This is a genomic window from Roseofilum sp. (genome assembly GCF_982964205.1).
Genome location: NZ_CEZBFX010000135.1, coordinates 1 through 12,118 on the forward strand (window position 1 = coordinate 1; position 12,118 = coordinate 12,118).

13 protein-coding genes and 1 pseudogene are annotated in these 12,118 nt (G+C 46.2%); 5 read left to right on the top strand and 9 right to left on the bottom strand.

Going from position 1 to position 12,118, the window contains the following annotated elements; translation table 11 throughout:
* Positions 1 to 165 precede the first annotated feature (165 nt).
* Positions 166 to 543, top strand: coding sequence for an anthrone oxygenase family protein (locus tag AC3A14_RS21695; RefSeq protein WP_413039257.1), 378 nt, complete (start codon positions 166 to 168; stop codon positions 541 to 543).
* Here AC3A14_RS21695 and AC3A14_RS21700 read toward each other — a convergent pair.
* The 4 genes from AC3A14_RS21700 to AC3A14_RS21715 all read right to left on the bottom strand — a co-directional run bounded on the left by AC3A14_RS21700 (position 467) and on the right by AC3A14_RS21715 (position 3,214).
* The gene (locus tag AC3A14_RS21700) at positions 467 to 778 is read right to left on the bottom strand and encodes a hypothetical protein (RefSeq protein WP_318735242.1); all 312 of its coding nucleotides are present in this window, start codon (positions 776 to 778) and stop codon (positions 467 to 469) included. The two genes, AC3A14_RS21695 and AC3A14_RS21700, sit on opposite strands and share 77 nt — an antisense overlap.
* A gap of 60 nt (positions 779 to 838) precedes the next feature.
* Positions 839 to 1,381, bottom strand: a complete 543-nt coding sequence (locus tag AC3A14_RS21705) for an EndoU domain-containing protein (protein WP_318735238.1) — start codon at positions 1,379 to 1,381, stop codon at positions 839 to 841.
* Positions 1,382 to 1,451: 70 nt separating this feature from the next.
* Positions 1,452 to 2,699 carry an FAD-dependent hydroxylase gene (locus AC3A14_RS21710; protein ID WP_318735236.1) on the bottom strand — a complete coding sequence of 416 codons (1,248 nt, stop codon included), beginning with the start codon at positions 2,697 to 2,699 and terminating at the stop codon, positions 1,452 to 1,454.
* A gap of 260 nt (positions 2,700 to 2,959) precedes the next feature.
* Entirely contained in the window at positions 2,960 to 3,214 is a 255-nt protein-coding gene (locus tag AC3A14_RS21715) for a glutaredoxin family protein (protein ID WP_413038741.1), read from the bottom strand.
* A gap of 153 nt (positions 3,215 to 3,367) precedes the next feature.
* Here AC3A14_RS21715 and AC3A14_RS21720 point away from each other — a divergent pair, with 153 nt between their 5' ends.
* Positions 3,368 to 4,105, top strand: coding sequence for a phosphoadenylyl-sulfate reductase (locus AC3A14_RS21720; protein WP_318735230.1), 738 nt, complete (start codon positions 3,368 to 3,370; stop codon positions 4,103 to 4,105).
* A 45-nt stretch (positions 4,106 to 4,150) separates the two neighbouring features.
* On the opposite strand, the gene AC3A14_RS21725 is transcribed toward AC3A14_RS21720, so the two are convergent.
* Together AC3A14_RS21725 and AC3A14_RS21730 are read right to left on the bottom strand one after the other, a co-directional pair.
* Complete coding sequence (locus tag AC3A14_RS21725; protein WP_487779159.1) at positions 4,151 to 4,786, bottom strand: hypothetical protein; 636 nt, start codon at positions 4,784 to 4,786, stop codon at positions 4,151 to 4,153.
* Positions 4,770 to 5,834: a peptidoglycan-binding protein gene (locus AC3A14_RS21730; protein WP_318735223.1), complete on the bottom strand. Its 1,065-nt coding sequence runs from the start codon at positions 5,832 to 5,834 to the stop codon at positions 4,770 to 4,772. The genes AC3A14_RS21725 and AC3A14_RS21730 overlap by 17 nt, the downstream gene beginning before the upstream one ends.
* A gap of 128 nt (positions 5,835 to 5,962) precedes the next feature.
* On the opposite strand from AC3A14_RS21730, the gene AC3A14_RS21735 reads away from it, so the two are divergent.
* A complete protein-coding gene (locus AC3A14_RS21735; protein ID WP_318719039.1) occupies positions 5,963 to 7,075 on the top strand; it encodes a Gfo/Idh/MocA family protein in 1,113 nt (370 codons plus the stop codon).
* Here the strand turns inward: AC3A14_RS21735 and AC3A14_RS21740 are convergent.
* Positions 7,047 to 7,517 carry a DUF2656 family protein gene (locus AC3A14_RS21740; RefSeq protein WP_318719038.1) on the bottom strand — a complete coding sequence of 157 codons (471 nt, stop codon included), beginning with the start codon at positions 7,515 to 7,517 and terminating at the stop codon, positions 7,047 to 7,049. The genes AC3A14_RS21735 and AC3A14_RS21740 overlap by 29 nt on opposite strands.
* Positions 7,518 to 7,750: 233 nt before the next feature.
* Entirely contained in the window at positions 7,751 to 9,148 is a 1,398-nt protein-coding gene (locus AC3A14_RS21745; RefSeq protein ID WP_413039160.1) for an MFS transporter, read from the bottom strand.
* Between the two features lie 119 nt (positions 9,149 to 9,267).
* Between AC3A14_RS21745 and AC3A14_RS21750 the strand changes: the two genes are divergently transcribed.
* Both AC3A14_RS21750 and AC3A14_RS21755 read left to right on the top strand, forming a co-directional pair.
* Complete coding sequence (locus AC3A14_RS21750) at positions 9,268 to 9,792, top strand: phosphoribosyltransferase (RefSeq protein ID WP_318719035.1); 525 nt, start codon at positions 9,268 to 9,270, stop codon at positions 9,790 to 9,792.
* Complete coding sequence (locus AC3A14_RS21755; protein ID WP_318735221.1) at positions 9,749 to 11,389, top strand: phospholipase D-like domain-containing protein; 1,641 nt, start codon at positions 9,749 to 9,751, stop codon at positions 11,387 to 11,389. The genes AC3A14_RS21750 and AC3A14_RS21755 overlap by 44 nt, the downstream gene beginning before the upstream one ends.
* Before the next feature lie 125 nt (positions 11,390 to 11,514).
* Here AC3A14_RS21755 and AC3A14_RS21760 read toward each other — a convergent pair.
* Positions 11,515 to 12,064: pseudogene (locus tag AC3A14_RS21760) on the bottom strand (transposase family protein); the annotation flags it as partial.
* Between the last annotated feature and the right edge of the window lie 54 nt (positions 12,065 to 12,118).

Genomic DNA, 12,118 nt, shown 5'->3' on the forward strand with positions numbered 1-12,118 from the left:
ACAATTCTAACCCATAGATTAAATACTGTACCTCAATACAGCGCAAAGCGCTGTATCCAAAATAATCAGCCGATTTTTGTCTTTCTTTGGCTCGGTTCGATTATCTTTTTAGTGGCTTCGAGCCTTCTTAGTCTTGGATAATTAGATGGAGTTGACGAAGGGCTAATCGTCCTCGCTTTGCTGACTTATCTTTTGGGTGTCCAGTTACCGACTTTTACGATTAACATCCCCTTAAATAAACAACTCCAAGCTTTGAATGTCGATCGGATGGATGAAGCGATGCACGAGTCTGCGCGTCTAGATTTTGAACCTCGTTGGAATCAATGGAACTTAACCCGGACACCTTTAGCTTGTTTTGTATCTGCTTTGTTAATCCTTGTACTTTTCAGACTTCGAAGCGAAATAAAGGAATGTAGAACTTTTACAGTTAGGACAAGGGGTGAAGGCGATAAGCGACGCTATCCAATTAGGTTGATAACTGCTGAAGCCAGGTTAAGACTGCCAGGCGAAATTCAGCAAGAGAAACGGTTTGTATTGGCATAGACTCATCTACGAGATCCTCAATCGAAGCACCACGGGTAGATAGCTCTAGATGAAAAGCATTACCGGTACGCTCCCATTGACGCAGTTTACCGGACATCACTGCTTCAATTTTTTCAGCTAAATCCTGTGCCCATTCTGGACTGTGCTGAATGTCCACAACCAAAAACGCGCTCACCCGACGGTGGGCAGGGTTCGTTGCCAAGTAACCGGGCCATTCAAAAGGAGTTTGAGACATTTATTGATAGAGGTTGTAACTCAAAATAACGATGGATTTGTGGAGATTGGCAAACTTAGATTAGCGCAAGGGGAATGCGGTATTAATGTTGCCGTTTCTCAAGGAAGCCCCAGCAATAGTAAAAACGTTATTGTCATCGCCGTTGCAATAGCCTTGAGCGGCGGCGGCGGGGGCACTCCGCCCACACCACGCCCAATCGGGGGCGCTCCCCGGACAACTTTGCCGATGGGCAGCGGCATACAAGATTGAATTTAGCACTTCCTGCTGGGTGCAGCGATCGGGAAACATGGTGGAGAATTTCGTTCTTCCCGCTTGTCCCGCGTAGCCCCAAGTTGCACCATAGATGCCCTGAGCATTGGCTCGCTGGGTAATCTGAAAATTGGCGACGGTTCGCGGACTGATGCCATTGGGTTGTGAGTGGAACCCTTTGGGTCTGCCACGTCGGCTATCCCACTCGCCACAAAAGATGTGAGTTTGACTGACTGGTGGGTTGGTAGCTGACCAATGGGAGAGTTGGGTACAGTGAACCTGAGATCGGGCAGGGGAGGAAAAAAAGAGAACCGTGCCGATCGCCATGACCAAGGCCAAGCCAATACGTTTCATGTTCCTTTTCATGGTTGTGCTGACTTTCTACAAGAGACAATTGAATGGGTTCTCTTTCTGAGATTAACTTTTAATCGATTTCTGGAGCGCGTCCCATTAAACCAGTCATTAATCTGAGAGAAAGAGTGCGACCGATACGAAACTTCTGTAAGAAGAGTAGTCCTAAACGGCGCGTCCAGACTACGGGGAACCAGTCGGTGGAAAATGTCCGGTCTAAGAAATCGGTAAAACCGAGAATCATCCAATTTTGAGGTTTGCGCCACTGTTGATAGGGTTTGAGGTTCTCTAAGTTGCCGATATCTTTGTTTTGAGTATGGGAATTTTTAATAATTTCAGCTAACGCAGCCGCATCACGAATGCCTAAATTCAGCCCTTGTCCTCCTACGGGATGGCAACAATGGGCTGCATCTCCAGCTAGGGCAAGACGATGACCGACGTAGCGATCGCACTGCATTAATTTTACCGGAAACACAAACCGGGGGCCATCAAATTCTAGCCGTCCCAAAATACCATCGGTCCGATATTCCAAAAGACGCAAAAACTCAGCCTCATCTAACTGTTGCAGCGCCTCTGCTTGTTCGTGGGGAGCCGTCCAAACCACCTGTACCCGATTTCCGGGTAAGGGTAAAACCCCCATAGGGCCGGTATACCAAAACCGTTCAAAAGCCACATTATTGTGGGGTTTTTCTGTTTTAATGGTTGTCGCAACACAAGATTGCCAATACCGCCATCCTTGGGTCGAAATTTCTGCTGCTTGGCGAATAGGCGATTTTGCTCCATCAGTCGCCACGACTAACCGACTCTCAATCACCACCGGTTCCGAATGTTCGGCTGAGTTGACCCAAACCTGAGCAAAATTGTCAAAATATCTGATTTCTTGCACCTGTCCTGGGCATACCCATTGAATCTGATTGGATTGATTAATCTGCCGTTGCAACGCGGTTAAAATGACTCGATGTTCTCCCACATAACCCAGACGATCCATACCTAAATCATTTGGCGTTAAATTCACTACCCACCGATTGGCATCAGATATCTGAATCTGGTTAAACGTGACGATTTGAGGCAGAATTTCTTGCCAAACCCCTAATCGTTCAAAAATCTTCCCAGACATCAAGGTAAGGGCATAGGCTTGGCGCTTAGATGCGGCTTTCTCTTGGGGTTGAGTCTCAATCAGGGTAATGTTTAAGCCAGAGTCTTTTAAGGCACAAGCTAACGTGGCTCCCACAATTCCTGCACCCACAATAGCGATATCGGTTTTGTAGGTTGGGTGAGGGTGAATAGTCGGTTGAGCTGTCAGGGGTGCAGCAATGGTCATAACTCAATTAAAAATGATTTCCTCAATGGACTTGAAGTCAGGTAAGCTTGACATTCATACACTGATTCTCTTCTAGTTATTGTGACGCGAAGTTCTCTTCTGAGCAAGGTAGAGATCGAACTCCCCACTGCTGACTCCCTGACTAAGAGAATAATTTTTTAGGATTGAGCATCCATAGAGTCATGCCATTCTCGGCGTTCCTATTTCTCCGTATTGTCCTCACTCGAATAGTAAAATCATTCCCTTAAAACAGTCTCCTTCTACAGAGCAAAGCGCTGCAACATCTTCTCGAGTTGGGCAACCGTTCCCCTTGGAGAGAGACGGGGTAAGCGCTGAGGAGGATTGCTATCAAGCACTAAAACGGGTATTTCATATTCATAGGCTTGCCACCAAGTGTCATTGGTGGTAATATCCCGAACTTCTAACTCAAAGGTAATATTCTGTACTTGTTCGAGCTTTTCTTGTAATCCTTCACAGAGATGACATTCGGGCTTACTGTATAATATTAAGCGCATGATCGGCAATTTCACAACCCATTACCCTGTGATTATCTCACTTAACGTTCTGTTTCCCTAGCAGAAAGTCACAGGACAAATCAAAAACCTATGGGCACAATCTTAAGGTAAACTAAAGAATGGAGGTCACATCATAAAGGGTATTCAGTCTTCATGACCAATCTGACTGCAACTTTAGGCCAAGTTCACACTAACCTCGACTTACAGGAACTTAATCGCCGATTCAGCCATACCCATCCTTTACATATCATCGGTTGGTGCTTGCAGAACTTTCCTACGGGTTTAGTACAAGCAAGTATTTTTAACGTAGATGATATGGTGATTACAGATATGCTGTATCGCTATCTGTGTCCAGAGCAGAAAATTCCGGTACTGTTTGTCGATACGTTGTATCATTTTCCCGAAACTCTAGCGTTTATTTCAGAGATAGAACCCTGCTATGACCTAGAGCTGAAAGTCTATACAATGGCGAAGATGGCGACACGCAAAGCGTTTGAGAAGTCCTATGGTAAAGCCCTATGGCAAAATGACTTAGAACGATTTATGACTCTAACCCGTCGCGAACCCCTAGAACAAGGACTCAAAGATTTAGGAGCGATCGCCTATTTGACGGGAAGACGACGCGATCAAATGACGAGCCATCATCAGATCAATGTCCTAGAACTCGATCCCATGGGACGGCTGAAAATCAACCCTCTCGCCTACTGGCGCGGACGGGAAACTTGGGCTTATGTCTACGAACATGAAGTGAGGTATAACCCCCTCCATGACCAAGGTTATCCCTACATTAGCGATCGCCCAACCACCTCCTTAATTCCCAAACCAGTCGAAGATGAAACTCTCAAGCGATGGAGAGGTAGTCATAAAACCGAATGTGGGATTCGGTTTTAATGGGTTCTATCTTCATGATGATCGGCGATCGCTCTTCCTTCAAGTCTAGGGAGTGGCGGCGATCGCTGAATTTGCCATCTCGATTAACTCTTCCTTATCTCCAGCTTTCAAGCCCACACGATAGTGTCCTTCAGCTTGTTCCCACATCACCACAGCATCGGAACAATTAGCCCCACAAGTAGCAGGAACAAAATAACCTTTAATTCCTTGTGCCAGAGTAATCGATTCTCCTCCTTCTGGAGCTGTCAACGGCCCCATTTGACCAGACACTTCTCCCCAACGGCAAGCAGTTCCACCATTACAATCCGCACTAAAGGCCAGCAAAACTTGATATTCAGAAGCAGACACTTCTGTCGGGATAGCAAACACTGGAGAAGTTTCCGTCTCTTCAGGAAGCCAACTGGGTAAAACAACTGGTAGCTGAGTCTTCTGGTTCAACTCCGATAAAATTGGTGCAAACACCCCATGGGGAAGTTTAGCCTCAGCCGTCAGAACTGGGGGAGTAGCTCCCCCAGAAAATTCCTGAGATGTTGACACTCCAGAAGAAGCGGAAGAGCGGGAAACGGGGGCATCTTGACACGCAGCAAGAGTGACGACCATCAAAAGAGCCATCCACTTGACAGGAGCTAATCTAAATGTATTCATAGAACGATCGCGATAGACGCTACAGAACTCTGCCATACTCTTCTGCGATCGCCCCAATCAGTCCGGCACGATCTAAACCATTAATAATCCGCCGAGCGCCGCGAAACTCTCTCGTTGCTCCCGCAATAAAATGGCCCAAGCGATATCCCGTAAACGTTCCATCGCGCATTCCAATCACCAGAATCCTGGCAGCAATCTCCCAATCTTTGGCTAAACCAGGATTTCCCACCAAATCAATCCCCAACCGATTTGACCAATCTGTATAATTGCGCCGTCCGGTAATTTGCACAAACCCCCGTCCCTTATAACGAGGCCCATCTCCATACTGAGTATTGCCCAAATCTGAGCGATATTCATAAGCCCAGCCACTGGCAAACTCTTCCATCCATTTACCTAACCGAGATTCATGCTCGGCAGTGGCCAAAATATAAGCAATCTGTCCCTTATCGGTCACATTAGCCGCCTCAGCTTCCCGAATAATCATGGGAATCGAATCCCACGCATACGATCGCACATCGGGATAAGGAATAGAGTAAATCACCTTATCGAGATCGATGGACAACAGTAAATTGCCATAGGGTAAATAGGTTTCTACCTCTTCATCCGATAAGGCGGACCAGGTTTTTTGTCCGGCTACCCCATCATCGACGAGATTGTTAGCTCTCTGGAATTGTTTGAGCGCCGATTCAGTATCATTGCCAAATAGACCATCTAGGGAAGAATCAGCCGGTAACATCTGGGCCTTTTTCAGCAATTCTTGCAGGATTTTCACCTCATCCTTTAAGTCTGTGAATGTAATCCCATCGCCCTTCCGTAATACGGGATAGCGCAGTTTTTTTGGGGTGGCTGACTCTAAAGCTGTCCAGGTGTTTGGCCCGACAAAGCCATCCGCTCTTAAGCCTTTCTTCGCCTGGAATGCTTTGACTGCCTGTTCTGTGCCTGAACCAAAGAGACCATCAATCGGATCGGTCGATTGGAATATCCCTGCTTCCTTGAGCAAGTTTTGCAGGTATTTGACCGGTTCTTTGAGGTCGGGGTAATAGATGCCGTCACCTTTTTGTAAAATGGGCTTGTTGCTGGCCATAATCAGTTTGGGTGGGTGTAGTTGTGATCTCCTTTCAAAAATATACGGTTCTGGGAAAGGGCACAACTGGGTTTTGTCTATTCTCTATGGCCTTATAATTCACCATAAGACGTAATCTTTCACATTCTATGAATCAGTCTCCTGTTGGTATCGGCATTGTGGGCACAGGATTTGGTCAAAAAGTCCATATTCCTGCTTTTGAGCATCACCATCGGACTCAAGTGGTGGCAGTGTATCATCACGATCTAGCCACTGCTCAGAAAATTGCCGCTCAACATCACATTCCCCATGCTGTGGATATGGTGGAGGCGATCGCCAATTTACCAGACGTAGAGGCCGTTAGTATTTCTACCCCGCCTTTCCTGCACTACGAGATGGCGAAAACGGTTCTCAATGCCAAAAAACATTTATTACTGGAAAAACCGACGACGCTTTCCGTTGATTCTGCCCAAGACCTGTACCAATTGGCTCAATCGCAAGGAGTCGTGGCGGCGATGGATTTTGAATTTCGCTTTGTCCCTGCCTGGCAAAGGTTTCAAGAACTTCTGGCCGATCGTTATGTGGGTGAAAAACGGTTCATTAAAATTGATTGGTTGGTTCCTTCTCGCTCCGATCCCAACCGTGCTTGGAATTGGTATTCTCAAAAAGAGAAAGGGGGGGGAGTATTAGGGGCGATCGGTTCCCATGCTTTTGACTATATTGCTTGGCTATTTGGAGACATCAAGCGGCTATCGGCTCGTTTGAGTACTGCGATTTCCCAACGCCGAGATCCAACGACAGGGGAACTCAAACCAGTTGACGCGGATGATACCTGTTTATTGATGCTGGAACTGGCTGATGGTACGCCGTGTCAAGTGTCGCTCAGTTCGGTTGCATATCAAGGACGGGGGCATTGGGTGGAAGTTTATGGCGATCGCGCTACCTTAATTCTGGGGAGTTCCAATCAAAAAGACTATATCTATGGGTTTACCCTACAAGGAGCCAAATTTGGCGAATCCCTGAGCCAACTGGAGATTCCCCAACGGCTAGAATTTCCCCAAACCTATCCTGATGGACGGATTGCCGCTTTTATGCGCGTCGTTGATGCTTGGGTAGAGAGCATCGAAAACTATCCGGAGCAACCCACCGTTCCCACCCTACGAGAAGGGGTATACTCCCAACTGTTGATGGACTTAACCCATCAATCCCATACCACGAATAACTGGGTCGAGGTTATATCCGAACTTCAACGCGAAAAATAGTGGGTTTGTGATTGTTTTCTTCCTGCCAACCGATTGAGGTGAGAAAATCCGGAATTGATTCGGTTTCAACGACATCAACCCCCCATTCACCTGTTTTCAACGTGTCGGGATCGGAACGGGTGGCAGGCGTTTGTTTCTGTCCGGCGAGCACCAGGATATCATAAGAACTCTTTGCGGATACTTTCTGTTCTTTGCGAGTTTCCGCGAGAATTGCAGCGCAGATTTCGCCCACTTGTTGGGGTTCTAATTGTTCCGAGTCAAAGAGAATTTCAACCATCCAATGAGCGTGAGTTAAAGCACGACCTTTGATATCGGCGCGATCGCCCAATCCTTCTAGAAAAATAGCGGCAAATGCTTCCCGGGAGATTTCGGGGACGATCGCATCGGTTAAAGCAAAATTATGAGCGAGGAGCATTCGGCCTTGCCGGCGATCGAGATCCATGATTATCACCCTTGAGTTTGAGACTTTTCGCTCCAGAGTATAGAACAAGGCGGGTTAACAATCAAGGGCGCTTCTATGTAGGGGATTAAAATCAAAATATTGCCCATAATTTATTGCCTATTTTTAAGGTGTGAAATCCCATTTTTTGGGGAAAATGTGGGATTTTTTATCTCATTAATTGCTCGAAAGAGCAATTAATAGAGATGTTCTAAATTGTTGTCGGGCTTTAGCTCTTATTTTCGATTCTGTTCCAACTTGAGTACAATCTCTTGATGAACTGTTCGAGTAATGGGGTAGAAGTACGCTAAGATTGCCCCCAGTACCACACAGGCAAGGGGAAGCAGGGTAATACACAAACGAATCGCTAATAGGGCAGAATCCGGTTGGATAGAAGGGGTCGATCCGGCGATCGCCGATTGATATCCCGACCACTCCAAAATCTGTCCCACCAATGCTAAACCCAGGGCAAGCCCCATTTTTTGTAAAACCAGCATGAAGGAATAGAAAATTCCCTCCCGACGTTGACCCGTTTTCAATTCATCGAGATCGATTACATCAGGGAGCATTGACCACGGAATTAAATAACCCACAGACACTCCAACTCCGGCAATAATCGCTAACAAGAACATTAAGCCCACTTGACCGGGTTGGAGCAAGAATAACCCCAATTCAGCGATCAGCCAAAACCCACCACCAAGATAATAAACGGCTTTTTTACCTAAACGGTAACTGACTTGACTCCACACAGAGAGCATCACTAGAGCTGTTCCTTGTACTCCTAAAGCTGCCAGGAAAAAGAGAGAATCAGGTAATCCCATCCAACTCACCACATAATATTTAAGCACGGTGGCTGTCACTTGAATGGCTAACCAGGAGGATAAATAAATCCCCATGACGAATAAAAAGGGCGTATTGCTAAAAGCAATCTTGACTTGATCGACTAGGGGAAGAGAGACTTCAGTATGGGTGGCTTGTCTTTGTTGTTCTAAGCGTTTTACGGGTTGCCGCGTGCCCCAAACCGATAAATAGATGGGAATTACCGATAATATAGTCGCTAAAGCAGCAAGTACTAGATGTTGGAGTTGCGGATCTTTGATGAGTAAGGAGAGGACTAATCCTAACATTAAGGAAAAGATACTACCACCAATGGAGAAGGTGAAGCGAAATCCATTCAGGGTTGTGCGTTCATTATAATCTGGGGTTAGTTCAGCGGTGAGCGCGACATAGGGCAAGTTCACCATGGTGTAGCCCAGATTGAATAAGATGCTCACAACGACGTAGTACCAAAAAGTGCCCCATTCCCCGAAGGGGGGGACAATCCAACAGAGGAAGAAAAAGAGGCCAAAGGGAATCGCACCCCAAATCATCCAAGAATGTCGTCTTCCCCATCGAGATTGGGTGCGATCGCTTAAAAAGCCAATGATAGGATCGTTAATGGCATCCCAGATTTTACCAATCATTAAGACTTGACCGGCTAAGGCTGGACTGAGACCGGCTACATCCGTTAAGAAGGGTAAAAAGATAAAAACCAGGAGATTGGCAGTAATGGCTGGGCCTAAATCTCCTATGCCATAGGATAGTTTGTGTAGCCAGGTCAAGGGTGATAGCGATGCTTTGCTCTCAGAGGTCATGAGTAAGATATGCTGAAAGTACGCAATAAATATGGGATAATTGGGTCTCCATCTGGTTCGGAGTCCCTGAGAATAAATATTCTATGATGCTCCCTTGATACCCTTCCCTTACACCTGTCATGTCTGATTTATTTGTTTCTTGGTCAGAATACCACCAAAAGATTGAACAATTGGCAGCCCAAATTTATCAATCGGGTTGGGAATTTAATCAAATTGTCTGTATTGCTAAGGGCGGTTTGCGCGTGGGAGATATTCTCTGTCGATTATATCGGAAACCCTTAGCGATTCTTTCTGCTTCATCCTACACGGGCGCGGATTATCAGACACGGGGTCAAATTCAGTTTTCTCGGCATCTGAGCATGACTACTGAGGGTTTAAGTTTTCCAATTTTGTTGGTGGATGATTTGGTGGACTCCGGGATTTCCCTACAAGAAAGTATCACTTGGTTGAAACATTACCAAGAACAAGAACAGGAGGGCGATCGCCCCAATGAGATCCGCACGGCCGTATTATGGTATAAATCTTGCTCGGTCTTTGCGCCGGATTATTATATGGATTATTTGACAGATAATCCCTGGATTCATCAACCTTTTGAAGTGTATGAGCAAACCCCCCTTGAGGAACTGGTGGCGAAATATCAGTAAATTACTCTTACTCTTGAGTCTTCTGTTAGCTGGATGTAAACCCGAATCTCCAGAGATTACCTCCCTTGAGCCTCTCCCTCAAGATCCGTTTATTCAAGTTTATTTTAACGCTTCTGAAGCCTCCAGCTATACGGAACCCTATCGCCAGATTACACGATTAGGCGATAACTTAGAAGCGGTGATTATTGAAGAAATTAATCAAGCTCAAACCAGCATAGATATCGCAGTTCAAGAGTTTCGTCTCCCTCAACTTGCCCAAGCTCTCGCTACTCAAGCCAAAGCCGGGGTCAAAATTAGGATTATCTTAGAAAATACTTATTCGCGCCCTTGGAGCGATTTTACACCTCGCGAAATTGCCCAATTCGATCGTGACGATCAAAACCGATATCGGGAATTTGTGAAACTTGCCGATATCAATCAAGATGGTCAACTTTCTAACGATGAAATTAACCAAAGAGATGCCCTCGTTATCCTGCGCAATGCCAAAATTCCGGTCATTGATGATACGGCAGATGGATCGAAGGGCAGTGGGTTAATGCATCATAAATTTGTGGTGATTGATAACTCTCGGCTGATTGTTGGTTCAGCTAATTTTACCACCAGTGGTATTCATGGAGACTTCTACAATCCAGACAGTCGCGGCAATGCCAATCATTTGCTAACCATACAAAGTCGCGAACTTTCAGAGCAATTTACCCAAGAATTTAATATTCTCTGGGGAGAGGGAAGTTCAGGGATTTTAGACCCTGAATTTGGACTGCAAAAACCCTTACGTTCTGCGGAAAGTCTTGTTGTAGGAAATACTCCAGTCTCCGTTCAATTTTCTCCCATTTCTGGCTCCGAGTTATGGACAAACAGCCCCAATGGTTTAATCGGTAAAACATTGAAAACGGCTCAAAACACAGTCGATATGGCACTCTACGTTTTCTCAGAGCAACCCTTAGCCAATATTTTGCACATCCAACATCAAAATGGCGTTCAAGTTCGGGCGTTGATCGATCGCACTTTTGCCTATCGATACTATAGCGAAGGTCTAGATATGTTGGGGCTGGCGATCGCCCGTCAATGTAAAACCGAACCCGACAACCGCCCCTGGAGAGCCAAGATTACTACCGTAGGCACACCCAATTTACCCATTGGAGACAAACTACACCACAAATTCGCCGTCATTGACCAAAAAACAGTCATTACCGGCTCGCAAAATTGGTCAAAAGCCGCCAATCATAAAAACGATGAAACCGTCCTTATCCTCACCAACCCTACCGTTGCCGCCCATTTTGACCGCGAATTTCAGCGCCTTTACCGCAGCGCCAACCTCACCCTTCCGGAGCGCATTTCTGAGCAAATCGCCCGTCAACAGAAAGACTGTCCCCAAATCCAAGCCCAAACTGACAACCCTATTCGCGGAAAACTTGTTAATCTCAATACTGCTACCCAAGCAGAATTAGAAGCCCTACCCGGAATTGGAGAAACCCTAGCGCAACGCATTATTGCTTTCCGTCAACAGCAACCCTTTACCTCCCTCGAAGATTTAGATCGAGTGTCAGGAATTGGGCCGAGTTTACTCAGAAAATTAGAAGGCCGAGTGACCTGGTAAAAAAGCAGGGATGTTTCATGTGAGAGCATTCCCATGAAATGCCTTAAAAATAGGCGAGAAACGATGAACAATGCTTTTCCCAATCTAGTTAGGGCTTGCTGAATAATAAGAAAAAGTCGGTCAATGAAAAAGTGGCGCAGGAGGTCAAAACCATAGCGAAACAAACTACGGGCATGGCGACCATGAGCTTCAATGATACGAATCGGCGTTTGACCCTGTCGCCAGATTCCGGCCTTCATCGTCGAGACAAATGCCAGGGCTCAAAGAGCTAGAAACTGAGACAGACGCTCTCTATCGGTGAAATGAAAGGAATTCGTCGAGCATCAGGAATGAGAGCCAAGGCTTGCCCACACACTCCCGGTCACCAGTGTCACCAGTGAGGTAGGCAATCTTGACCTGAGGAAAGAGGGCTTCACAGTGCTCCAACAAGTCCATGGGCTCTTCACTGTTACTGTTGCCTTTCTTTTTCTTCAGCATTGTCCACATCAAGGGATAGCCAATGCCCTCATGCACCACAGACAGCATCAGGATATTGAAGTGGGTCTTGCCGAATGACCCGTTCGTCCTATCAATGCTTAACATCCAGGGTTGAGGGATTTAAGCGATGCTCATTACCATCAGTGTGAACTTATCCATCTCCATTTCAGAAGAGCGGAAAAATCGCTGCATTCGTTTACCCCTCTTTTGTCACTCTGCCGAAAGAGGGCTAGAATAAGAGGGAAGGTAAAG